A 24,392-nucleotide genomic window follows, 5' to 3' on the forward strand; every position below is an offset into this window, starting at 1 on the left:
TTCACGATGCTGGCTATGCGAAGACTGGAGTTGATGGTACTGATCTTATACATGTCGGATTTGGACGGAACACTGCTTCATTCGAATCAGCAATTAAGTGATGAAACGATTGCTGTTGTGAATCGCTTTCTTGCTGAAGGGCATCTGTTCTCGATTGCAACTGCGAGGTCGATTGACTCCGCGGAGAAAATCTTAGCTCCCATGCATCTAACGCTACCGATTGTTCTTTTTAATGGCGTTTTTATCTACGATCCTGTAAGACGAGTAAATATCGTAACCAATTATCTTGCAAATGACATTGCTGAGCATATTGCAGCCAAGTACGAAGAGAATCATTTATCTCCAATCGTCTATGCGGTCAATGCACAGGGTGAAAATAAGGTTTATTACAAAGGAATCACAAACCACGGCGAAGATGACTATATTGGCGGACGAATAGCGAATGGTGATCAACGATTCACACAAGTAAGTGATTTTGGAATGGTGGGGCACGAGAATATCATCTCGATAAATGTTATTGCTGGTAAAGAAGAGTTGGATGCGATGAATGATTATTTTGGCAGAGAGGTTCGAGTGGTTCGCCACTATTCAGAAGATATTTATTCGAAATTCTATTGGCTGGAATTGACGAATGAACATGCAACGAAACGACAAGGGATCGAAGTCGTACAACGAATAGTCGCGGCAAAAAAGCTCGTTTGTTTCGGCGATCAACTGAATGATGTATCCATGTTCGAATTGGCGGATGAGAAATACGCCGTGGCCAATGCGCATCCCCTACTAAAGAACATGGCTACCAAAGTAATTGGCAGTAATGATGAACATGGAGTCGCGGAGTTTTTGAAGAAATTATTAGATAGGAATCGTATTCAGGGGATATAGGAGGAGACTGTATTGGCTTGGGTAACATTAATGGATCATGATTTATTCAGCGCACGATTGGATTCGAGCGATCAAAGTTTGCTGCTGGAAGTGAACGATGGAGGACTTTCGCCTGAATATGTAACCGTCAGATTGGGTAGAGAAGAAGTAGCGCTACTTGAAGAAGCGATTCGGCAATACAAACAACAAACAATGGAATGAGGGAAATACGATGTCAGAAGACTTGAATCGTCAAATTATTGAGGCGAAGGAACGCGTTCATCATCTTCAAAAGGCAGAGCGCAGAAGAGAAGAGCTCACGAAGAGGCTTCACGCTCAAGAACGCCTCATTATCCAATATGAAGTGCAGCTTGAATCCGAGCAAGCCGATGTCGATAAGCTTACGGGTCTTACGTTGACTAATATTTTTCATACGATCCTTCGCAGCAAGGATGAACAGCTTGAAATGGAAAGACAGCAGGCACTGCAGGCCGCACTCAAGTTGCAGGAAGAAAAGCAACGTTTAGCCGATACGCAGGATGAATTGAAGCTAATAGGCGACGCGCTTGCTGCATTCAGCAGTGCAGAGTACGACTATCAAGAACTGATGAAGGTCAAAGAAGCGGCGCTGCGCAGCGGAAGTTTCGGTTCTGAAGAGCTGCGAATGATGGAGGATCAAATCGCAGAACAGACCCTCCTAGTGAAAGAAATTAAAGAAGCAGTAACGGCTGGTAAACGTGTAATGGCTTCGCTGGAGGATGCTTCGAACTGTTTGGATAAAGCGGAAAATTGGGGCAATTGGGATCTATGGGGCGGCGGCGGCGCGATCAGCACCCATATCAAGCATGGTCATGTTGACGACGCCAAAGGGTTTATCCATCAAGCGAATCATCAATTGCTCAACTTTCGTGATGAATTGAATGATCTGAATCGCAGCATGAACATCGTCATCGATATTAGCGGAACATTGAAGATGGCGGACTATTGGTTTGATGGCCTTATTGCAGATTGGATTGTCCAAGGTCGCATCAAGGACTCTCAAGAACAGACCTTACATGCCATTCATAACGTTCGCCAAGTTCTCAAACAACTCGAAGCGGAGTACGCCAAAGCAGAAGCGACACGAGCCGGGCTCGTCACGAAGCGTCAAAGCTGGATTGAAGATACGAAGAGCGAGTGATAGATGAAAAATAAGATGGCTCCTGCTTGAAGAGGAGGCCATCTTTTTTTATGTTCAGGTGGGGCGAATGGATCGGTGGAAGAGTCAGCTGCGTCATCAGAAATTCTAATGAACTGTACAGGTCTTATTTTCGTGAAAATGGCTTCTCGACGTATCTAACGAATCGTAGAGACGCTATTTGGCCAAAAAGTGCAGTAGAGCATGGTATTGTGGACAAATAACGTCCGTAGGATTCGTTAGAATTTCAAATGGCCCATTTTGGGGCAAATAAGGCCTCCTGGGTTCGTTAGAATTTCGAGAGAATAGTGCGAGAAGTAAGCGGGCAGGCGCGCGGGTGAATGGTGCGAGAGAGTAAACGGTCAGGTGCGCGAGTGAATGGTGCGAGAAAGTGAGCGCGATGCTGCGCTTCCGCCGTTACAGCTTAACCCATGCCGTTAAGCCATCCGGCTCATCGGGGTTGATGCCTTGACTCTCCGCGCTGCAGAGGGCGACGATTTGGGGGATGAATAAGAACGGGATTCCTTGAACCGGCCGATTGAGCTTCGAAGCCGTCATTATGGCAAGATCGACATCATCCGCTGAGATGTTGGCAGCAGCATCGCCGAATGCGATTACCTTTGCGCCGCGAGCGCGAATGTCTTGCATCAGCTTGCGTTGATGCTCAATTCCTTCGCCCGACAGATGTCCAATGACGAGCGTGTCCGGGCCAACCGTCACCATAGGACCATGGCGAACATCCAGCACATGGAACGCATGGGCTTGAACCTTGGCGATTTCCGTCAGCGCGATTGCGCCTTCTGCTGCAAGGCCGTTCAGCTCTCCATCGGCGAGGAGGACTGCGTTCGTCCAGCCATAGTCGCTTGCTTCACGAATCGCCGATTCAACGCGTTCCATATAGGCTTCGCCTTGAGCGATCGCAATGGCGATATCGGCAAGGACGGCTTCGTCATTGCCGAGAAATGCGGCGATCATGAGGTTAGCCGTATACAAATTGGTTACGGTTCTCGTCTGGCACACGCTGTGGTCAAACGCCCATGGAAGCGATAGTGTGAGATCTGCGATCTCAGATAGGGCGGAGTTTACAACGCATGAGATTGCTAATACAGGCGCTTCACCACGTGCTTTCAGCAGCCGAACCGACTCGACGATTTCGCTAGTAGAACCTGAGCGTGATGGCGCAACGAGAAGAGTATCGCCCAGCAGTGGCGTGTAAGCTGGAGCATTTAGCAGCAAATCGCCGCCTGCAAGAGCAGAAGCGGGAATCCCGGCACGTAAGCGAACGGAGAACGCTGCGGATTCACTAAGCGTGTAGCTCGAGCCGCAACCTATAAAGGTGACAGAGCGTTTGCCTTGCGAAAGAAAGAAATCGGTAATCACGGTGCGATTCGTCAGCATGTAGTCGTATGTTTGCTGCAGGGCCGAATATTGCGATTTTATTTCCTCATAGGTCAAGCTCATCGGAATCCTCCTCATAATAGGTGTTGTCGATGTGTATGCCTCTATAATAGTTCCTTTCCGTGATGCCATCAATCATTATTTGTGTTAAACGATCAAAAAATGATTGTAAAGATCAAAACAACCCGATATGATTACCTTATCAGAGTCACTTCCAATAATTTTTTGTCTGTACAGCAGTCATTCAGAAACGACAGGAGGCTTCTTTCCTTATGCCACTTCTTTCATCCACCCGCATGCTTCAGCAAGCCAGAGCCGGTAAATATGCCGTAGCTGCATTCAACGTTCACACGCTTGAGATGCTGCAAGCGGTGACCGAGGCCGCGATCGAAACGCAATCACCGCTAATCATTCAATCCACAGTAGGTACAGTCAAACATTTAGGACCAGAGTATATCGTTGCGGCTGCCACGGTTGCCGCCAATCAATCAGGCTTGCCGATTGCCCTTCATCTGGATCATTGTACGGATTTTAATCTCATTGTCAGATGTATTCGCGCAGGCTATACCTCTGTAATGATTGATGCTTCCATGCATCCATTCGATGAGAATGTGCGGCGAACCGCGAAAGTGATAGAAATCGCAGAGGCGGCCGGCGTCAATGTGGAAGCGGAGTTAGGCAAGGTTGGAGGCGTAGAAGACGATATTGTCGTGGATGAGCTCGATGCATTGCTTGCTGACCCTGACGAATGTGTGAAATTCATGGAATTAACAGCTGTCCATACGCTCGCTCCTGCTATCGGTACAGCGCATGGCATTTATAAAGGAACGCCAAACATAGATTTTGCACGAATCGCATCCATTGCGGAGCGCGTTGCCGCACCACTTGTGCTGCATGGCGGTTCTGGCATTCCGGCTGAACAAGTAAAGCTCGCGGTTTCGCTTGGCATGGCGAAGATGAACATTGCCACTGAGCTTCGCATTGCTTTCTCGGATGCAATCAAGGATGTTTTTGCAACTAGACCTAGTGAGAATGATCCGCGTACCTATATGGTGCCGGCCAAACAAGCCGTTAAGCGGCTTGCCATGGAGAAGATGCAGCTGTGCGGCTGTGTGGGCAAAGCTGTAGAAATGCGCTAATGATGGAGGAAAGAGCATGCTGCAATCGAAAGGCGAACTTCGCAGAACGAAAATACTTGAGCGAATCAAGGAGACAGGCAAAGCTTCGATCGTGGATTTGATGGAGGCAACGGACAGCTCGATCGCGACCGTCCGCCGGGATCTGGAAGTGCTCGAGAAATCGAATAAAGTCATTCGTACCATTGGCGGAGCCATCTATGATGAAGGAAGCAGCAGAAACGCAGAGCTGGCTTTTGCCGAGAAACGCAATGTCAGCAGAGAAGGGAAGGAGCGAATTGCCGCTGCTGCTGCCTCTTTAGTGGAGGAAGGCGATATCATCTGCCTTACCGGAGGCACGACCACATTCATGATTGCTAGAGCGCTCAAAAATCACCAAAACATTACTGTGGTCACCAATGCGGTCAACATCGCGAATGAATTGTTCGATGCCGAAGGGGTGCAGGTTGTCGTATCGGGCGGAGTTATGCGGCATAAGAGCTATGAGCTGATCGGCCCTCTTGCGGAGAGCGTCATTGAGAAGCTGAACATTACGAAAATGTTCCTCGGCGTTGACGGCGTTTCGCAGGAGCATGGGTTTACAACTCATAATGAGCTGGAAGCCCGTATCGCACAGCTCTTCATCGCGCGTTCCAGCAAGGTGTATGCCGTGTACGATCAGGCTAAGCTGCACAAAACAGCGCTGTTTACCATCATTCCATACGATAAAGTGACAGGTGTGATCACAGATCTTGATCTTGATTTTGATGAGGAATAATCGTACATTCTAATTCGCTTGGAGGTCTTAGAGATGATACATGCCGCAGTAATCGGAGCAGGCAATAGAGGGATGTTTGGCTTAGGCTCCTATGCTTTACGCAAACCCCATGAAATCAAATTTATTGCCGTGGCAGAACCAAACGAAGAGAGACGCATGAAGTTTGCTGAAATGTACGGCATCGCACCTGAGCTGCAATTTGCGAGCTGGGAGGAGCTGCTAAATCAACCGAAGCTTTGTGAAGCGCTGCTAATCTGTACGATGGACAGAGAGCATTACAAGCCGACGATGAAGGCGCTCGAAGTCGGTTATCATATTTTGCTGGAGAAGCCTATGTCGCCTGACCCGAAGGAAGCGTTGTTCATGGCAGTGGAAGCGCAGCGGCGCAACCTGATTCTGACGATTTGCCATAGCATGCGGTACTCGAATTATTTTGGCAGCGTGAAACGATTACTGGATCAGGGAGCAGTAGGGCGGTTGATGACGATCCAGTGGACGGAGAATGTGGGGTACGCCCACCAAGCTCATAGCTTCGTGCGCGGAAACTGGCGAAACACGGCCTTATCCAGTCCGATGCTGCTGCAAAAATGCTGCCATGATCTCGATTACTTGAAGTGGATCATCGGCGCCAATTGTAAGAGCCTTTCCTCCTTTGGCAGCTTGTCTTACTTCCGAGAAGAGAATGCCCCTGAAGGGTCAACCGCACGATGCACCGATGGCTGTAAAGTTGAGCATGAGTGTTCATTATCTGCCATTAAACTGTATTTGAATGAGAAAGACGAATGGCCGCAAAATGTCGTTTCGCTCGAACCTACCTTGGCAGCGCGTCTTCATGCCTTGCAGCATGGACCCTATGGCAGATGTGTGTATCGCTGCGATAATGATGTCGTCGACCATCAGGTCGTCAATCTTCTCTTCGATAATGACGTGACGGTTGCATTCACGATGACGGCCTTCACGCGGGACACAAGTCGTTCATTCAAAATCATGGGAACCACAGGTGAGATGCTCGGACATTCGGGAACAAATGAGATTGAAATCCGGCATTTCAATGGCAGAACGGAGATCATCCGTCCGGAGCAGAACGAAGGCTCGCACAGTGGTGCGGATTCCGTGCTTATGCAGAGCTTTATCAGACAGGTAGAGACGCAGAGCAACGGTGTCAGCTCCGGAATGGAATCGGCGCATAGTCATCTGCTAGTGTTCGCTGCGGAACAGTCGCGATTAACCTGCAAAACGGTGCAATTTGATGAATATATCGAGCAATTGAAAGAGGCATAGGGAAAGGAAGAGGCGCAAGCGTTGCTTGTCGCTTTTTTTGTTTACCTGCTAGATTTGTGAAAATCAATAAAATGATGAAAGTGCGAAAATTTCGTAGATATCTTTTCCGCCAGTCTTCTTATATTTTGAGAGTAAGAGGTACGATTTTACATTCAATTAGGGGAGTTGAACTGTCGGTGGAAACAGGGGCAAAGAAGGAGATAAACTTGGGACGCTTGTATCAAGGACCCTTTCAGATTGAACAAGATGATGGGTGGTACACGATCTTTACGACGACTCCATCGAGCAAGCCTGTCCGTAATCCTGGCTTGGGTTTGATTGCATACGCCTGGGAGGAGAATGGACCCTCCATTAAAGCGAGGCAAGGGCAGGAGACAATCGAACAACACGTAGAGAAGCTGGCAAAGCTTCCGTATGTCGATGTTCTCTATATTCGCTGTGATTGGAGGGATGTACAATCCAGTCCCGGACGGCTCGATTTGCATCCGATCTGGGAAGCGACGCTTGCTGCCGCGCAGCGTTATGGCCTCCGAGTTGCCTTCCGTATCCAGCTGTCGAGTCCCAATATCCAGCCTGCACGACTCGCCATGCCGGATTTCTTGCACGATCAGGTTCCGCTCGTCAATATCGGCCGTTTCAATGATCTGGACTTTGATTATTATGAACCTCGTTATGATCATCCGGCGTTCCAAGCTGCATTCACGGAATTAAATGAACTGTTAGCTGAACGATTTGACGGCAATCCCATCATCGAGTTTGTGGACCTGATGATGTATGGATTCTGGGGAGAAGGTCATACGAATGATCTTAAGAATCCATTTCCTGATTATACAACGGCTGAGCATACGTTCATGTCGATGACCAGGCTGCAAATAGAGCGTTGGAAGCATACACCGCTTGCCGTTAATACGCAGCCTGACATCAGCCGTACCGGCAATCGTACAGTAAGAGAGTATGCGATGAATGAAGACTGTTGGGTACGGACGGATAGCATCATTCTGGATGAACCGGAGCAAATCGAAGTGATTTCAGGTAGGGCGGCTTGGACTGCGGCTGTTATTGAGGATGGCTACTACCGCCATTTCAAGCAGGAGAAGCTCAAATTCGATAGCGGGAATGTCGATGTCATTGCGAACTCCATGCTGCATGCGCTTGATATTGGCGGGAATTATTGGGGGTTATGGACAGAGGCTGAAGCGATAGCGAATTATAACGAGCTATACCCGGAGGGGATAGAGACGCTTCAACGCCGTTTGGGCTATCGTCTCCGCCCTTCATGGGTATGGCAGCGGAAGCGTCATGGCACAGATGAGCTGGTCTTCGCGCTTGCCAATGACGGAGTTTCCGGAGTCCCAGGTACGTTGTGGCTGGAAGCAGTGAGCGCAGATGGATCGGAGAAGGTGCGCGGCAAGCTGGATAAGGGAAGTCCGTTACCTGGTAAAGTCAGTCTGGCTTCCATGATTCTGCCTCCATCCTGGCGGAATCAAGAGATAAAGATTGCCCTGCAAATTGAAGTGAAACCGGGTCAATTTAAACAAGTGAACTGGGCATGCGCCCAGAAAGTGAACGAAGATGGCTCATTGTCGATTCCATTAAAGGCCCATGAAGATATCGATTGGCGGTGTGGCGTCTGATGCTGACAATCGGATTAATTGGCTGCGGCTGGCATTCAAGGGCAACGCATGGACCTTGCTTGAAGCAATACAAAGAAATGAACGGCGGTGTTCGTCTTGCGGCTTGCTGTGATATAGATAAGGAGGCCGCAGAAGCATATCAGGCGGATTTCGGCTTCGAGCGTGCCTACACCAGCTTCTCTCAGATGCTTGAGACGGAACAATTGGATGCCGTATGGGTCATAGTTCCAGAGCATCTAACGGTCCCAATCTCGATGCAGGTCATGAATACCGGTGCAGCTGTTTTCTTAGAGAAACCACCGGGTATCCACATCGCAGATGTTATTCAGCTTCAAGAACATGCTGCTATTAAGGGGATATGTCATCGTGTCGCATTTAACCGTAGATTTGCCCCGATGACTGCCTTGCTCATCGAGAAACTGCGTACACAAACGCAGAATAAACAAATTTATAGTATCACCTATGATATGATACGGATTAATCGCAAGGATGCTGATTTCTCCACTACTGCGATCCATGCCATTGATGCCGCGAAGTTTATCGCCGGCTCCGAGTACGGGGCGCTAAGGTTTCAGTACGATGATTTGTCTGGAATTGCTCCCGGTCTCATCAATATCATGGCAGAAGGTTCCTTCCGCAGCGGCGTGCGTGTGAATCTGAACTGTTATCCCTATTCAGGGTCAGCCCGAGAGATGGTCATCATTCGGGGGGAGGGCTTCTCCTATGAGCTGCATTTGCCGCTAATGGAAAGTCGGGACAGCTTCGCTGGACTCATTTGTTCGGAGAAGGGGAAGGTTGAAGTCATTCGCGAGGAGCGGGAGTGGACGACGGCATTCGGCTTTTATCACGAGAATGCCAGCTTTCTGGATGCTTTGAAATCAGGCGGGAATTTGACACAGGATCTGAGCTCATCGATCCAATCCGTTGCAATCATGGAAGCCATTCGTAATCGCGCCGAAACCTATAACGGTTAATTGAAAAGCCGCTTCCATCACGATATTCGTGAATAGAAGCGGCTTTTCTTACCCTTCGATGAGGTACTGCTGCTTGCGGAATTCGCTTGGCGTCACGCCGCTTATTTTCTTGAACATTCGGTTGAATGAATTAATGTTCTGATAGCCGACTTGCGAGGCCACATCCTGTATTCGCAGATCGGGACCCTTCAGAAGCGATTTGGCCAGATCAATTCGGTAATTGTTGATGTAATCGATAAAGTTCATGCCAGTCTTGGTTTTGAAATAAGTCGATAAATAGCTGGCAGAGATATTAAGTTTATCCGACAGAATATCAAGGGTGATGTCGTCCCGGTAGTGCTGCTCCATATATTTCATCACAAACTCAATGATATTGTCACGAGCGGCTTTCTTCTCGTTAACACGAGCGATCGTGAAGGTGAGCAGTTGGATCAGATACTGTTGCAGCTCGTTTGGATTGGAACAACTTCGTGCTTTGCCGAACGACGCCATATAGCTCTGAAGAGCCTGCATATCAAGATGAAGAGAGGCGAATGTTTTGGTGACCAATTGGACGATGTGATCAACAAAATCATAATATTGGTTTGCCGTTGCCTCTTTCTTCTCAAGCTGCCCCAGCACTTTAGAGACGATACGAAGCACGAATTCCTCATTGCCCGATGACAAGTTGGTATAAAGCTCTTGCTCTTGTCCGCCTGTCATTGTAGCTTGCCAATCCGGCAGGGAATCTGCGGTTGTAATGATTTGGGTTACATCCCCAAGTTTACGATAGTCGAGTAAAGCTTGTACTTGTTCGTAAGCCCGCGTCAAATCAGATGAATGCCGATATAAACTGCCGACGCCGATCGTAATGGACCAATAGCGCTGATCGAGGTCAAAGACGGACTTCAAGCTGCTGAGAAAGGACGGAATCTCCTCTTGAATGGCATCTCCGATGACGAGCGATAGAATCAGATCATGCTCCAGCTGAATCGTTTGCGTCTGCACATACGACTTCAAATGAGAGTCAATATACTCGCGTACAAAGAAGGAGGCTTTACCTTCATCTGCGTCAATGTCACGGAAGAAGGAGGGCGTAAACTGTAATCTAAATAGCAGCAGGCGGTATGGTTCTTCAATGGAGAAATCATATAGCTCTTGATCCTTCAGCTTAATATTTTTTATTTTGTTCATAAACGCATAGTAGCTGAGCAGGGAGTTTTTGCGGCTGTTGGCTTGATCGATCGTATTGTTCGTTTGGACAAGGTGGCGAACTTGATCGTTAATGTAGTTGAACTCGTGAATGCTGCTCTGAACAGCAGAAGGTGCGTTTAACGTTTGAATGGACTGCATGATACTCTTAACGGGATTATGGAACCGTTTCGTGAAGAACCAAGCAGCACAAATGCTGATAATGGCGAACACGATCAGTAAGGTGAGCAGAATCGTGTTGATTTTGCTAATTTGGGCTGAAATCAGATTGTCGGGAACGATCTTAACGTACCGGATACCGGTGAAGACACCTGTTTTGTTGAAATAATAAATATCGTCCTGGTTCACATAATTCTTACCGTTCTCGGGTGCGGGCAGAGAGACTGCTGTCTGCTCGTCGACGTTATCAGCAGCTAACTGGTGGCGTGCTGCATCCAGCAGGATGAATTGATCTTGTGAGGAATCGTGGAACTCGGTTAGCATCTTGTTTAAATCAAGCATAATGATTACTTGATAATCGGGCAGGAATTTGTTCCGGACAATAACAGGCATATATCGGCCCTTGGCCGTCAGTTGATTGATGGTCTTCTCTTTAAATGTGGAGGAGGGCAGAATGCTGTAGCTTCCCGGCTTGTTGAATTGCTCTGCCCAGAACGCCGGCGAATAGTCCGCGCTTTGGTAATACTTAGCGAACATTTCATCTGCACCGACACCTCGGTCGCCTGAAATGACAAAGTTGCTTTTCTTGAAATAGATGAAAATATTTTGCACGGCGATATCTTTATGGCCTAAGTAGCTGTTAATGGATCGCATGAGCAGTCGTGCATTCAAATAATCGAGAGTGGGGCGATTCAGCGTGGTCAATTTCTCGTCTAACAGCAGATCAAGTCCAATATTCCGGATTTGGTTGAAATGATTCTCGTATTTCTCGATTGTCTTATTCATGCTTAAGGTGTTGTATTTGATGACTTCATCTGTGGCGTGATTCTTCAGGAGTGTGAAGGAGAAGAAAAAGAATGAGATAAGAGGGATGAGGATGGCTAGAAAGCTTAGTAAAAGCTGAATGAATAGGGAGCCTGCAGCGTGCTTGAGGAGCCCGATTTTTCCCATTGTTTTCCTCCTCTTCTTTGGAATACATGAGATGTCCCCATAGTAGCATCGGAAAACTGTTAAATCAAGGTAGAAAATTGTATTTAAACTTTTTGGTAAACCACTCAACAATTGCTAGTTTAGGAAAGTTCCCTTGGAAAATAGGAGGATATCGATGCACATCCTGTCGAATAACATAGCAGAATGATAGTGCTGAGCTAGGTTTAAGGAGGGCAATCGTATGAAGAAGAATGGGATAGCAGGCATACTCATCATCTCGATGTTCTCGCTCCTTGCAGCCTGCAGCGGCAATGAAGACACGACGACTATAGCCGATTCTGCTAGTAATCAAGCATTGGCGTCAGCGCAGAATGATACCGATGCTACGGATGGCGACGCGGTCCGCGTTTCCTATATGGATGGCTTATGGGACGCTGTCATTCCTTCTCCGGATAGTCCCGCGGTTCATGCGATTAACGAGAAATTCGGCATTGATTTCAAGCCTCAATTTTATTACATGCAGGAGTACCCGGATAAGCTCGCGGTTACGATGGCAGGCGGTGATTTACCGGATATGATCGGCCTTGAGAATCCCAATTCCGGCTTTGTCAGATGGGCGAAGCAAGGTGCGTTCCTGCCGCTGAATGACCTCATTAAGAACTACCCAACGTTATCCAAAATACCGCAGAGTGTATGGCAATCTGTTTCTGTCGAAGGGAATATCTATGCCATTCCAAGATGGTTTACGAAGAAATATGGCAAACATCCGGTGATTCGGAAAGATTGGCTGGACAATTTAGGTTTGCCGATGCCAACTAATTATAAGGAGCTGCGTGATGTGCTTATTGCCTTCACTCATGATGATCCTGATAAGAATGGGAAGGATGATACCCTTGGTTTAGGGTTGTCCTCTGTTGGTACTGGACTTTTGTATGGGGCAGCCATGGGGGCCGGTTACGACTCAGCCGCTTGGTATGATCGCAATGCTGCTGGGCAGCTCATTCCCGGCACAATTACGGAGAGCAACAAGGAGCAGGTCCAATTTCTAGCCGAGCTTTACTCGGCAGATGCTATTGCGAAAGATTGGGCCGTCTCCAAAATGAGCGATGTGCGGGGAGATTTCTTCTCCGGCAAGTTCGGCATGTATTTCGAGCAGCCCTATGATTTCAATGAACAGCGTTTTACAGCTTTGAGAGAAATGCAGCCATCGGCTAAACTTGCTGTCATTCCACCTTTTCAGCAGGATGACGGTCAGAGAGGATATGTCTCTTCCAGTAAAGGCGTTTATCAGATGATTATGCTGAACGCCGAGCTGATGAAGGAGCCGGAGAAGGTGAATCTGATTCTCGGCATGCTCGATTATATGAGCAGTTGGATTCCGTGGGAGAATCGAAATCCGGCGAATGGGGATTTTGACTGGCAATATGGTGGTGTGGGGAATGGGTATGAGATGAAAGACGGCATACCGGTCGAGAAAGCTGATGCGCAAAATTTACGCCCTAAAAACTACTTAATCGGCCGATACTGGGCACCAAATGATGAAGCGGTTCAACCGCAAAATATCTTCTCGGATCCACTTGCGAAGCAGTTCGTGCACGATGCGGTCGAAACTTTGAAAGGGTATAAGTTTTACCGAAATCCAGTGGATTACATCACTTCTCCACTACGCAACGAGAAGGAGTCAGTGCTTGAACAAACGTTTACGGACCATGTGACACGTATGATTGTCGGTGATGAACCTATCTCTAGTTGGGACGCCGCAGTCGAGGAATATCTAAGCAACGGCGGGCAAGCGATTATTGACGAGGTCAACAAGCTCATCAGAGAGCAGCATATTTCGCCGGGCTGGGAATAACGATGTGCTTATAGGGGCTGTCTCAAAAGTGTGCAGGGCGACTTTTGAGATGGTTCTTTTTTGTGTTGGGACATGGCGGGGGCTCCACTTTACTCGGTTCCACCACTTTTCGGTGAATGTGTTGCTCTGGGAGCTACTCATTACTTCAGAAGCACACCCAGAAGTCTACATGGTAGCGAAAGCAGCGAATATTGGGCAAGAAGCACACTCAGTGAGCTACAACACTTGGTCGATTTTATTGGTACTTCACGTTTTTTCACCTGAGCTAATAAATCGTTGAAGCAGTCAAAGATCAGTCGATTTTCATCATATTGTCCTTCCTATAAGCTTGAAAAGAGGAGAATGCGCCTCGCAATACAAGCAAGCTAACGGAGGGGTTTGTGTGAAGAGTAGAAGATTTCTGATTGTAGTTCTCATATTGGCCCTAGCTTCAGCCCTTGCCGCCTGCAGTGGAGGAAACAACGTGGGGGATAACGATGGAGAGAACAGCAGTACGGCAACTACAGAAAACGCAGCGAAATCTGACAATGCTGTTGCGACCACTACCACAGAAGAGCCTGCAGTTGCACCAAAGGAGAAGTTCACTGTTTCTTATATGGATGGTCTCTGGGATACAGCGATCCCAGCTCCTGAAGGCCCGGCGGTTACGGCAATCAATGAGAAATTCAACATTGACTTCAAGCCTCAATTTATTTATATGCAGGAGTATCCGGATAAACTGGCGGTCACAATGGCTGGAGGAGACTTGCCGGATATGATCGGTCAAGAAGGACCTGACGCCAACTTTGTGAAATGGGCGAAGCAAGGCGCGTTCTTGCCTCTCAATGACATCATCAAGAAATACCCGACATTATCGCAAATTCCGCAAGAAATCTGGGACTCCGTTTCGGTCGACGGCAATGTCTACGCCATTCCAAGATGGTTCCCTAAGAAATATGGCAAACGTCCGGTTATTCGTAAAGACTGGCTCGATAATCTCGGCCTCAAGATTCCTACAAACTATGAAGAGCTCAAGAAAGTACTTGTCGCCTTCACCAAACAAGATCCGGATAAGAACGGCAAGGACGATACGCTTGGCCTCGGAATCTCCTCTGTCGGAACAGGTCTTCTGTACGGCGCAGCGATGAGCGTTGGCTGGGATTCCGGTGCCTGGTACTACAAGAATGACAAAGGCCAGCTCATTCCAGGTACGATTACGAGCCAGCACAAGGATGAAATTCAATTCCTGGCGGATCTGTACAAAGAAGGTGCGTTGTCCAAAGACTGGGCAGTCGCGAAGCAAGGCGATGTGCGTAATGATTTCTTCACGGGCAAATACGGGATGTATTTCGAACAGCCCTATGATTTTAACCAGAAGCGGTTCACTGGCCTGAGAGAATTGCAGCCTTCTGCAAATCTGGCCGTTATTCCTCCATTCGCGCAAGAAGATGGGCAAAGCGGCTATATTGCTTCCGGCAAAGGCTTCTACCAAATGATTATGCTGAACGGCAATTTGAAGGACCAACCGGATAAAGTCGATCGTATTCTCGGCATGCTCGACTATATGAGCACATTCGTTCCTTGGGAGCAGCGCAACGCGGATAATGCTGATTTTGACTGGCAAATGGGCGGTATAGGCAAAGGGTACGAAATCAAAGAAGGCATTCCAATCGATATTCCGGATGCACAAGACTCGCGTCCGAAGAGTTACCTCATTGGCCGTTATTGGGCACCAAACGAAGAAGCGGTTCAGCCGCAAAACTCGTTTACAGATCCGCTCGCGAAGCAGTTCGTTCAAGATGCAGTCGATACGCTCAAATCAGTGAAGTTCTACAAAAATCCAGTGGATTATATCACATCGGCAGTAGCAGACGAGAATGGCTCGGAGCTGGATCAAGCGTTCAATGACCATGTGACTCGGATGATCGTCGGCAACGAGAAGATGGACAAATGGGATGCAGCGGTCAAGGAGTATTTGGATAACGGCGGTCAAGAGATTATCGATGATGTGAACAACATGTTAACGGAGAAAAATGTAAAGCCTGGCTGGGAGTAGGAGTAAATCCGCTTATTGCAGCCATCTGAAGGAACCCTCGATGGATGTCCAGGGTTCCTGTCTGTTACAGGGTGAAGGAAGGGGAATGCAAATGTGTCCGATATCGAACCAAGAGCTTTATGAATGGTGCAAGGTTCCGCTTAACGAGTTGATGGATCACCCATCCCGTAAAATTCCATTAAGGCTGGTCAACGACTCCGCAGAAATGGGAATGATCATGGCCAGAGAATTTGCCGACGACATTCGACTTGCAAATGAAGAGGGCCGTCACTTCCGAGCAATCGTGCCTTGCGGACCTAAAGCGTGGTACGAACCATTCGTTACGATCGTTAACGAAGAGAGCATCTCGCTCATGAATATGACGGTGTTCCATATGGATGAGTGCTTGGACTGGGAGGGGAAGCTGCTCTCCCGCAATGACCCTTATAACTTTAGAAGTTTCATGGAGACCCATTTCTATGGCGGGGTTCGACCTGAGCTTGCCGTTCCCCAAGCGCAGCGATATTTCCCGGTTCCTTCTGCGATTGAGACGATTAAATTGCGCGTTGCCGAAGCTCCGATTGATTTGACACTAGGCGGTTGGGGGCAGGATGGGCATCTGGCTTATAACCAGGCACGAAGGCATCCGTATAGCTCGATTACGGTGGAACAGCTCCGCAATTCGGAGATCCGAGTCCAGGATAATAACCTCGATACGATCATAGCGCTAGCCCAGCGCACCTACGGTGGCGCCTATCAATTTGTACCGCCGATGTCGATTACCCTTGGGATGAAAGAGTGCCTGTCCGCTAAGAAAATTAGGATTTACAGCGATACCGGTGCTTGGAAGCAAACCGCTCTCCGGGTAGCTCTGTTCTCAGGTGAAACGGTCGAGTATCCGATGACCTTGCTTCAAACACATCCGGATGCGCTTATTACAGCCACACTTGAAACGGCTGCACATCCCATTTCGGAGCATCCGGAATGGGAGTTTAACGGGGTGAATATATGAGCACACTTCGACCCGTATCAGGTAACCAATATCGATATCGCCGTCTGGTCGGAACCGGTGGAATCGGCTCCGGCATCTTATTTCAGCTTGAAGGCAATCAAACACTGGGTAGAAACGAAAGCCGCCTAGGCGAGCTGACCAACAATCAAGACTTCTGCAAGCTGCATATTATTTGCCACTACCCGGCTGTACTACTGAGAGAGGATCAGACTGACGAGGATGGATTCAAGCTTTATCCAATCGGGAAAGTGGGAACCGACCTGGAGGGGAAAGCACTCCTAAAGCAGTTGGTTGCTTCCGGGATGTCTATTGATTACGTGAGCAGCTTATCAGACGCAAAAACGTTATTCAGTGTTTGCTTTCAATATCCGGATTTGGCTGGCGGCAATATGACGACATCTAATAGCGCAAGTGAACGAGTACTCCCGCAAGATGTAACCCTTGCATTAGAGCAGCTTCCACCAATCGGTCAAGCAGAAATTGTGCTTGCCGCACCGGAAGTGCCGCTCGCAGCTCGCATCGCGTTCCTCGAAGGGGGCCGAGCTCGAAAGAGTTTCAATGTAGCCTCTTTGCTATCTTCGGAAGCGGTCGAGTTCGGAGGTCTTGGCGGATTCGCACTCTCTGATCTGCTCTCGGTTAATCGTGATGAAGCGCGTCGAATTGCCGGATTATCAGAAGGGGAAGAAGATGCGGAGTTGGATAGCAGACAATTGGCTGCCAACTGCGCTCGTCAACTGAGCAGCCATAATACGGAGATCAAGATGATTATGACCGACGGAGCCGCAGGCTGTTACAGCTATGAGAATGGCCTCATCACGCATACCCCTTCGCTTGCAGTAGAGGCCGTTAGCACAGCAGGTGCCGGCGATGCTTTGCTAGGCGGTGTCATTTGCGGTTTGAGCTGCGGCCTGCCGTTTGCCAAGACACACAGCGATGCGTTTTTCGGCGAAACGCCGCTCGAAAGCGCGGTTGAACTTGGCGTTTTGATCGCCGCGCTGGCGGTCACTTCGCCGCATTCCATTCATCTTGAGCTTAATACGAAGCTGCTCGCGGCTTTTGCCACAGCAAACGAGCTTCCGATGACTTCGGCTTTCAGGCACATGCTTGGTGCAGGTCCACTATAGGAGGGAGAGTGCAGCACGATGAAGGTGAAAGTACGACTAGTGCAGCGATTCCACGCTGCCAGCAGAGAACAATTTCTGACGCTTGAGAGCCAATTCGCCAGGCTGGAGCGCGAGAATCCGGCGTTTCCTAAGGGCAAACGCTATTTGCCTTATAGCGGCAGAGAGGCTGGCAACACACTGATCTGGGAATGCGAATTCGAAACCCTGGAAGCGGCAAACGAAGCGCTGGCTTTCCTCGAACAGGATACGAGTCATGAAGAGCTGGCACAGCAGCAGCTGCCTTATTTTCAAGACGCGTATACCGAAATCTACCGAATGCTGGAGGACTAACGATGACGATGAAGATGAAGATTCTCCCGATAGAAGAAGTCATTCCTGAGCCGACTATTATCGTCATCTCTCCTCATTACGATGATTTCCTATTCTTTCTGGGCGGTTACGTGCTGGAGCTGAAGGAGCGAGGTCTCCTACATACGAAAAATTTCCGCATTATAAACGTGTTTTCACGCAGCAATTATTTGGCGCATACCGGAAGCGGCAATTTCGACGCGAGTCTGGATCGCATCAAGCTGGCAACCGGCAAGCGGCTATTGGAAGATTTGAATTGCATCGATGAGCTGCTCAGCCCGTACAGTTACGGCTACGAGCTGCTTGCAGAATATGAATGCTTCACTAGAGGCAAAGCGCTGGCAAGCAGCGAAATGGAGTTTCCGCATGGCATGTTCGAGGATTTTGACGAGCGAGATCAAGCGATTTACGACCGGATGCTTGAGCGCATAGCTCAGTGGGCGAAGCTTCCGGATACGGCGCTGGTATTCCCAATCGCTTTCAAGGAGCATATCGACCACTTTATTGTGCGTGAGGCTGCGGTGCGAACAGCGAGCGAGCTTGGCGGTGAGTCGCGGGCAGCCTTTTATTTTCAAGAAGATAAACCTTACGGTGGGATTGCATCGGAGGAGGAGGAGGCGCGAATTCAAGCGTTTATCCAGACGTATAAACTGGAGCAGCGGAGCTATCGCCACCATCCAGCTAGCGTTGTGGATCTTGCATTCAAGCATTACATCAGCCAAGTCGATGAGGTATATCGGATAGGTGTTCACAATCGGGCAGATACCTTAAGCAGGATGTACAACACACCGTTTCCTTGTGATCAACTTTTTCGCTATCCAAGTTAGGTGAAGGAGAGACTCCACATGCAGAACCAGCCGGAAATGATTGCTGTCGTCATGCCTGCAGAGCGGATGAGTAAGAGCAGCAAAGTACTCCGACGTCTATGGAAAGAAAGATATCTATGGCTGCTTGTTATGCCGGGTCTGCTATTCTTCATTATCTACCGCTACATTCCGATGCTGGGCACCGTTATTGCTTTCCAAGATTTCAATGCGTTTAAAGGCTTCGCAGGCAGCGAGTGGTTAGGTTTACGGCATTTCCAGAAAATCTTCGAAGAACGAGAAGTCATCGGCGTCATTCGCAATACGCTGTATATCTCCTTTCTGCAAATTCTCGTCGTGTTTCCGGCTCCGATTTTCCTATCGCTCCTGCTCAACGAGATTCGCAATTCCGGTTATAAGCGCGTCATTCAAAGTATCGTCTATTTGCCATATTTCTTGTCTTGGGTTGTCATAATTGGAATTGTCACGATCTTCCTTCGCAGCGAAGGGCTGGTTAACGCATTCGGAAGCCAAATGTTCGGTATGGAGCCGATTTCGTTCTTGCAGAACCCTTCGTGGTTTTACCCGCTGATTATTATTGAGCAGTTGTGGAAGGAAACCGGTTGGGACACGATTATTTTCCTCGCGGCGCTGGCTGGGGTGAATGTGCATCTCTATGAAGCTGCGGTTGTGGATGGCGCAAGCCGCTGGCGGCAAATCTGGCATGTCACTTTACCGGCGATTCGCAGTACGATTGTCATCTTGCTTGTGCTACGGATGGGACATGTGCTGGATGTTGGCTTTGAGCAAATCTATCTCATGCTGAATCCATTTAACCGGGAAATCGGTGATGTGCTGGATACGTATGTGTATTTCAAAGGGATCAAACAGGCGGATTTCGGCTTCGGTACGGCGGTCGGCCTGTTCAAGAGCGTGATTGGCCTCATTCTTATCGTCCTTGCAAACCGGTTGGCCAAAAAATTCGGAGATGGCGGGATTTACTGACATAACGGAAGGAGCGAGCCACTTTGGTCATCGAAAAATCGTTCTCAGAAAAGCTCTTTGATCTGTCCAATCATATCTTCCTTGGTCTGCTGGCCATCGCGATGCTTTTTCCGTTCTATTACATCTTAACGAACTCGTTCGCGCCGTACACGGAATACGCTCAAAGTGAAGTTTTGCTATGGCCGAAGAAATGGGTGCTCGACTCTTATTCGTTTATTTTTCATTCAACGGAATTTATTCGATCGCTGCGTGTCAGCACATTCATTACGGTTGTAGGAACTGCATTTAACCTCCTCATGACCGCGACGATGGCGTATGCGCTAACCCGCAATATTATGGGGCAGAAGACCTTCATGTTCATGGTGGCCTTCACGTTCATCTTCTCGGCAGGCATGATTCCGGCTTATTTGATCGTCAAAGAAACGCATCTGCTGAATACGTATTGGGCGCTAATTATTCCGGCGGCAATTGCGCCATTCAATCTAATCGTGCTTCGTGAGTTCTTCTTGAGCATCCCGAAGGAGCTAAGCGAAGCGGCATTAATCGATGGGGGCAATGATTTGCAAATCTTCATGCGTGTCATTCTTCCCTTGTCCAAGCCGGCGTTGGCATCCTTCGCGTTGTTCTATGCGGTCAACAATTGGAATACGTATTTTACGGCTATTCTCTATTTGAACGACCCTCGCATGTGGACGGTGCAGGTCATCTTAAGGCAAATTGTCATCTTGAGTGATGTCAGCAATGCCCTGCAATCTGCGGCAAGGGAAGCGGCGTCACCACCTCCGGAAACGATCGGATTCGCGGCGACGCTTGTCGCGACAGTGCCGATTCTAGTTGTATATCCATTCTTGCAGAAGCATTTTGCCAAAGGGGTTATGCTCGGTTCAATCAAAGGCTGAGGCGGGGATAAACGCGGTTCTATTCTAAGGAGGCGGCTTGAAGGTGGAGAAAACGTACGATATTACCTACGATACGAGCTTTGGCGGTGATTATTCGGAGCGATTGCAGGCGTACGCGGGCGAGAAGATGAAGTTGTTCTTCGTGCCAAGCGTAAAACATGGCCGCGAGATCGTCGAATTCATTCGCCGAACAGGCGTGACGTATGAAACGGTAACGATCGACAGAGCTTGGGATTTGAACAAATGGGGAATCGGCGATTATTACGATATTCGGGCATCGGTCGATGATCAGCATATTATGTTTGACAACTTGGAGAAGGTGTTGACCTCAGAAGAGCACTTTGATGTGCTGGTTATTCCGGCGGTGAATGGCTGGTCGCATTTTACAGCTGCATCCAGAGAAGCGATTCTTCGCCGTGTTGAGGCTGGCGCGGGATTGGTGTTAATGCGTCCTTTCCACGGGGAAGACAAGCCGAAGTCTGCAGAGCTTGAAGCGCTGTCGCCACTGGTGAACTTATTCGAAGAGGGGTTCGCTGTCGACAATAATGCCGGAGAAGGGTACCCGAAGGTGCGCTTTGACTTGCTGAAATCTGGCCAATGGACGGCGGCGGAGTCGCACTTTATTACTAACGGCATTCCTCTTGAGCTGCTGCCTTGCGAAGAGCTGGCTTATTATCCTTATCAAGCAGCCGGAGATGTGCTAATTGAAGCTGCGGATGGCCCGCCAATTGCTGCGGTTAAGAGCTATGGCAAAGGCAGAGTCGTCGCATTCGGCTACTACCCGCGAGATATCCTGCCTCAGCATAAAGAGTTCACCGGCAAGGAATCGACCTACGATGCGGTTATAGACAGATGGGCTGGCGCAAAGAGCAACTTTACATTTGCCTATCTGGAAACCTTCTATGAACTTGTCTACCGAAGTGTAATTTGGTCTGCTAAACGTGAGACCGACTGTTTGATAGAGCCGCCATTACGTAAAGAGCAGGAATGGATCATTCGTACGTCAGGTGCGCTAATCCCGGATTGTATCCGGTATACGATCAAGAATGCGTATGACGAGGTCGTAGCAGAGGGGAATTGCGAGGGCGGCATCCTTTCATTGCCGGGGCAGCTCGCAAGCGGCGGGGAGTTCCGCATCGAATTAAATGCTTATGCTGCAGAGGAGCTGGTAGACTTTGCGACATTCGGCTTCACACAACCACTTACAGCCTATATAACTGAAGCCAATTTGAGTCATCCATCGCTGATGGTAGGAGAAATCCTGCAAGTGAAACTCCAACTGAAAGGGACACCATGTGAGCTAAACATTCAGATCCTCGATGATTACGGCCATGTGCTGCAGCAATCAGTGACGGCATTTAACGGCGGCAGTGATCAGTTGAACCATGAATACCGTGCCCCAGCTATGAAATCCATGCATGTTACGGTTCAAGCAGATGTGATGATTGGCAACCATCTTGTGCAGCGCTGGACGTCGGAGAAAATCGTAGTGACTCCGTCGCAAAGGAAGATCGAAGATTTCGAGGTGTTCACGGCACCGCAAAATCGAGGCCACGGCGATTTTCTCGATCTAATCGGCGAGCGTTATCATGAGATCGGCATTACCGGTTTGTTCCCAGGCAGTTCGAAGACGCTCACGATGTCGGGGGCAGAAGGCCTCGGCGTGTATTGGTATCATCGCGCGCCATACGTAGAGCGCAAGGAACAGTACTACCGGACGAAAGATAAACAATATCTAGTACGTATTCCTTGTCTGAATGATCCGGCGTTCTGGCAAGGGCTGCAGCACAAAATCACTGGCAAGGTCGCGCAATTCAAACACTTCGGTCCCATTGCTTATTTCGCCAATGATGAAGGTTCACTCACCTGTTACACCGATGAGCTCGACCTTTGCTTCTGCTCACACTGTATAGGTGAGATGCAAGGATGGCTGAAACAAGAATATGTAGGCGACATCGAAGCGCTCAACCTATCTTGGGGAACCGCTTATAGCAGCTGGAATGAGGCGTATCCACTTACGCGTGAGGAAGCGAAAAGCAGGTCCAGTTACGCACCTTGGGCCGATCATCGCCGTTTCATGGAGAACACATTTATTGAAGCCTATCGGCGAATTGCCTCCATTGTGAAAGAGGAAGACGAAGGCGGCGTCATTCGAATGTCCGGCTGCCAGGCGTCCACAGCATACTCCGGCTATGATTATTATCGCCTTCATCAGCATGTTGGTTATTTCGAAGCCTATGGCGTCGGCAACCAATACGAGTTCCACCGTTCTTTCGCGAAGCCCGGCACGATTATTGGCGGCTGGTTCGGTTATGGTGTCGATGGCGTGACAGCAAAGCACGGCGTATGGCATGGCGTCTATCATGGGCTGACGCTTTGCAATATTTTCTGGGAGTTCAGCATGCTGAACCCAGACTATTCACTCAGCAATAGTGCAAGGGACCTCAGTGTGCCGTTCAAGGAAATTCGTGAAGAGGGAATCGGCAAACTGCTGCTTCATGTGGCGCGGCGCGATCATTGCGGCATAGCCATCCATTATTCGATGGCCTCTGTGCGAGGTACAACGATATCATCGGACAAAGCGCGATTCGAAAGCAACCGTCAAGGCTGGATCGACGTTCTGGAGGATAACGGGTATCAATATTCGTTTGTGGCTTCGCAGCAAATCGAAGCCGGTGAGCTGTTAAGCAAAGACTATAAGCTGCTTGTACTGCCTTACTCAATCGCGCTTAGCGAAGCGGAGACGGCCGAAATCACCCGTTTCGTCAAGCAAGGCGGGGTCATAATGGGGGATATTCAGACAGGAGTAATGGATAAGCACTGCACACCGCTGGCACAAGGACAGCTTGATGAACTGTTTGGGATCGAGCGGCTGTCGATCGAAGCGGAGCCGTTCTATAACAATGATGGCTTCGTGCCGAATGCCGACTTCCCTTATTTTGAACCGGACGAATCGTTCCAGGATGTACGGATTGCGGAATTCGGTATCCGTTCAAGAGATGGACAGCCAGCGTTCCGCGACGACTTCATGCGGAAGATCGCAGCTGTGAACATTCGCCAATATGGCGAGGGAAAAGCCATATATTTGAATCTCGCATTGGCGGAGTATACGAAGCTTCGTCGTCAACCGAATGGAGGGTCTGCACTTCGTGAGCTGATCGGCCACGTGATTGGACTATCAGAAGCAAGCAAGCCTGCTGAGCTTACACAGATTGATGGCAAGGCGGTTCATGCGGGCTGCGAAAGCTTCTATTATACGAATGGGAACGCGGCATATGCGGCTGTTCTCCGCAAACTAAGCGATGTGCAATCGCTGGGACATGACGGTTTGGCGGTTGGAGCAGGGAAGAAGCAAGAAGAAGAGGCTTCGCAGAGGCTTCGCTTCCAACTTTCCAATTGCGCACATGTCTACGATATTCGAGAGCGCCGTTATTTGGGGTATACCGATCACGCGGAATTCCCGCTTGCCGAAGGGGATACGAAGCTATTCTCGTTGCTGCCTTGTCAAGTTACCGACCTAGGTATGACTGCCAATCGCGAATGGAATCGCGGATCTACGGAACAAATTAGCTTCGCTCTCGAAACCGATCAAGGAGAGCCTGACTTCGCAAGCGTAATCAGCATTCATATCAGCGCGCCGGATGGTACTAGAGATTGGTTGTATTCCGATAATATTCGGATGGAGCGAACCAATTACGTTCACGAAGTCACGATCCCCCATAATGCACGCACAGGAATATGGACCGTGACGGCGAAAGATACAGCGACTGGGATTTCTGCCCAATTTGAAACGACAATCGTATAGTGCATTCAACTCGGAACCTGGAGGTTGAG

Annotated in this window: 19 protein-coding genes; 17 read left to right on the forward strand and 2 right to left on the reverse strand. The window is 48.9% G+C overall.

From position 1 onward, the window contains the following. Positions 1-6: 6 nt before the first annotated feature. The 3 genes from AC506A_RS04190 to AC506A_RS04200 are packed head-to-tail and all read left to right on the forward strand — an operon-like array spanning position 7 to position 2,041. Positions 7-882, forward strand: a complete 876-nt coding sequence (locus tag AC506A_RS04190) for an HAD family hydrolase (RefSeq protein WP_495459712.1) — start codon at positions 7-9, stop codon at positions 880-882. 12 nt (positions 883-894) lie between these two features. Beyond that, positions 895-1,083 carry a hypothetical protein gene (locus AC506A_RS04195; RefSeq protein WP_495459713.1) on the forward strand — a complete coding sequence of 63 codons (189 nt, stop codon included), beginning with the start codon at positions 895-897 and terminating at the stop codon, positions 1,081-1,083. A 10-nt stretch (positions 1,084-1,093) separates the two neighbouring features. Further along, complete coding sequence (locus AC506A_RS04200; RefSeq protein ID WP_495459714.1) at positions 1,094-2,041, forward strand: hypothetical protein; 948 nt, start codon at positions 1,094-1,096, stop codon at positions 2,039-2,041. A 414-nt stretch (positions 2,042-2,455) separates the two neighbouring features. Here the strand turns inward: AC506A_RS04200 and AC506A_RS04205 are convergent, their stop codons facing one another. Then, positions 2,456-3,499, reverse strand: coding sequence for an SIS domain-containing protein (locus AC506A_RS04205; protein ID WP_495459715.1), 1,044 nt, complete (start codon positions 3,497-3,499; stop codon positions 2,456-2,458). A 209-nt stretch (positions 3,500-3,708) separates the two neighbouring features. On the opposite strand from AC506A_RS04205, the gene AC506A_RS04210 reads away from it, so the two are divergent. The 5 genes from AC506A_RS04210 to AC506A_RS04230 all read left to right on the forward strand — a co-directional run bounded on the left by AC506A_RS04210 (position 3,709) and on the right by AC506A_RS04230 (position 9,218). Continuing rightward, a complete protein-coding gene (locus AC506A_RS04210; protein WP_495459716.1) occupies positions 3,709-4,575 on the forward strand; it encodes a class II fructose-bisphosphate aldolase in 867 nt (288 codons plus the stop codon). 16 nt (positions 4,576-4,591) lie between these two features. Further along, entirely contained in the window at positions 4,592-5,329 is a 738-nt protein-coding gene (locus AC506A_RS04215) for a DeoR/GlpR family DNA-binding transcription regulator (RefSeq protein ID WP_495459717.1), read from the forward strand. 33 nt (positions 5,330-5,362) lie between these two features. Beyond that, positions 5,363-6,610 carry a Gfo/Idh/MocA family protein gene (locus AC506A_RS04220; RefSeq protein ID WP_495459718.1) on the forward strand — a complete coding sequence of 416 codons (1,248 nt, stop codon included), beginning with the start codon at positions 5,363-5,365 and terminating at the stop codon, positions 6,608-6,610. Positions 6,611-6,816: 206 nt separating this feature from the next. Beyond that, the gene (locus AC506A_RS04225) at positions 6,817-8,244 is read left to right on the forward strand and encodes a hypothetical protein (protein ID WP_495459719.1); all 1,428 of its coding nucleotides are present in this window, start codon (positions 6,817-6,819) and stop codon (positions 8,242-8,244) included. After that, positions 8,232-9,218, forward strand: coding sequence for a Gfo/Idh/MocA family protein (locus AC506A_RS04230; RefSeq protein WP_495460965.1), 987 nt, complete (start codon positions 8,232-8,234; stop codon positions 9,216-9,218). Before AC506A_RS04225 ends, AC506A_RS04230 begins: the two co-directional genes overlap by 13 nt. Positions 9,219-9,266: 48 nt before the next feature. Here the strand turns inward: AC506A_RS04230 and AC506A_RS04235 are convergent, their stop codons facing one another. Continuing rightward, positions 9,267-11,519, reverse strand: a complete 2,253-nt coding sequence (locus AC506A_RS04235; RefSeq protein WP_495459720.1) for a helix-turn-helix domain-containing protein — start codon at positions 11,517-11,519, stop codon at positions 9,267-9,269. Positions 11,520-11,739: 220 nt separating this feature from the next. On the opposite strand from AC506A_RS04235, the gene AC506A_RS04240 reads away from it, so the two are divergent. The 9 genes from AC506A_RS04240 to AC506A_RS04280 all read left to right on the forward strand — a co-directional run bounded on the left by AC506A_RS04240 (position 11,740) and on the right by AC506A_RS04280 (position 24,363). Beyond that, positions 11,740-13,353 (forward strand): extracellular solute-binding protein, encoded by a 1,614-nt coding sequence (locus AC506A_RS04240; RefSeq protein WP_495459721.1) that lies wholly within the window; start codon positions 11,740-11,742, stop codon positions 13,351-13,353. Positions 13,354-13,816: 463 nt separating this feature from the next. Beyond that, the gene (locus AC506A_RS04245; protein WP_495459722.1) at positions 13,817-15,388 is read left to right on the forward strand and encodes an extracellular solute-binding protein; all 1,572 of its coding nucleotides are present in this window, start codon (positions 13,817-13,819) and stop codon (positions 15,386-15,388) included. 91 nt (positions 15,389-15,479) lie between these two features. Further along, positions 15,480-16,379: a sugar phosphate isomerase family gene (locus AC506A_RS04250; RefSeq protein ID WP_495459723.1), complete on the forward strand. Its 900-nt coding sequence runs from the start codon at positions 15,480-15,482 to the stop codon at positions 16,377-16,379. Continuing rightward, a complete protein-coding gene (locus tag AC506A_RS04255; protein ID WP_495459724.1) occupies positions 16,376-17,503 on the forward strand; it encodes a carbohydrate kinase family protein in 1,128 nt (375 codons plus the stop codon). The genes AC506A_RS04250 and AC506A_RS04255 overlap by 4 nt, the downstream gene beginning before the upstream one ends. 18 nt (positions 17,504-17,521) lie before the next feature. Next, the gene (locus AC506A_RS04260; protein WP_495459725.1) at positions 17,522-17,833 is read left to right on the forward strand and encodes a hypothetical protein; all 312 of its coding nucleotides are present in this window, start codon (positions 17,522-17,524) and stop codon (positions 17,831-17,833) included. Positions 17,834-17,835: 2 nt separating this feature from the next. Beyond that, positions 17,836-18,678: a hypothetical protein gene (locus AC506A_RS04265; RefSeq protein WP_495459726.1), complete on the forward strand. Its 843-nt coding sequence runs from the start codon at positions 17,836-17,838 to the stop codon at positions 18,676-18,678. An 18-nt stretch (positions 18,679-18,696) separates the two neighbouring features. Beyond that, the gene (locus AC506A_RS04270; RefSeq protein ID WP_495459727.1) at positions 18,697-19,659 is read left to right on the forward strand and encodes an ABC transporter permease; all 963 of its coding nucleotides are present in this window, start codon (positions 18,697-18,699) and stop codon (positions 19,657-19,659) included. A 23-nt stretch (positions 19,660-19,682) separates the two neighbouring features. Continuing rightward, positions 19,683-20,558, forward strand: a complete 876-nt coding sequence (locus tag AC506A_RS04275; RefSeq protein WP_495459728.1) for a carbohydrate ABC transporter permease — start codon at positions 19,683-19,685, stop codon at positions 20,556-20,558. Between the two features lie 43 nt (positions 20,559-20,601). Further along, positions 20,602-24,363 carry a beta-galactosidase trimerization domain-containing protein gene (locus tag AC506A_RS04280; RefSeq protein WP_495459729.1) on the forward strand — a complete coding sequence of 1,254 codons (3,762 nt, stop codon included), beginning with the start codon at positions 20,602-20,604 and terminating at the stop codon, positions 24,361-24,363. Positions 24,364-24,392: the final 29 nt, after the last annotated feature.

The organism is Paenibacillus sp. N22P23, from assembly GCF_059383735.1.

Bases quoted from the DNA above. Each gene is read 5' to 3' on its own strand.
- AC506A_RS04255 (WP_495459724.1), top strand. From the start codon at position 16,376: ATGAGCACACTTCGACCCGTATCAGGTAACCAATATCGATATCGCCGT.
- AC506A_RS04265 (WP_495459726.1), top strand. From the start codon at position 17,836: ATGACGATGAAGATGAAGATTCTCCCGATAGAAGAAGTCATTCCTGAG.
- AC506A_RS04240 (WP_495459721.1), top strand. From the start codon at position 11,740: ATGAAGAAGAATGGGATAGCAGGCATACTCATCATCTCGATGTTCTCG.
- AC506A_RS04220 (WP_495459718.1), top strand. From the start codon at position 5,363: ATGATACATGCCGCAGTAATCGGAGCAGGCAATAGAGGGATGTTTGGC.
- AC506A_RS04270 (WP_495459727.1), top strand. From the start codon at position 18,697: ATGCAGAACCAGCCGGAAATGATTGCTGTCGTCATGCCTGCAGAGCGG.
- AC506A_RS04260 (WP_495459725.1), top strand. From the start codon at position 17,522: ATGAAGGTGAAAGTACGACTAGTGCAGCGATTCCACGCTGCCAGCAGA.
- AC506A_RS04210 (WP_495459716.1), top strand. From the start codon at position 3,709: ATGCCACTTCTTTCATCCACCCGCATGCTTCAGCAAGCCAGAGCCGGT.
- AC506A_RS04205 (WP_495459715.1), bottom strand. From the start codon at position 3,499: ATGAGCTTGACCTATGAGGAAATAAAATCGCAATATTCGGCCCTGCAG.
- AC506A_RS04215 (WP_495459717.1), top strand. From the start codon at position 4,592: ATGCTGCAATCGAAAGGCGAACTTCGCAGAACGAAAATACTTGAGCGA.
- AC506A_RS04190 (WP_495459712.1), top strand. From the start codon at position 7: ATGCTGGCTATGCGAAGACTGGAGTTGATGGTACTGATCTTATACATG.
- AC506A_RS04200 (WP_495459714.1), top strand. From the start codon at position 1,094: ATGTCAGAAGACTTGAATCGTCAAATTATTGAGGCGAAGGAACGCGTT.
- AC506A_RS04235 (WP_495459720.1), bottom strand. From the start codon at position 11,519: ATGGGAAAAATCGGGCTCCTCAAGCACGCTGCAGGCTCCCTATTCATT.
- AC506A_RS04250 (WP_495459723.1), top strand. From the start codon at position 15,480: ATGTGTCCGATATCGAACCAAGAGCTTTATGAATGGTGCAAGGTTCCG.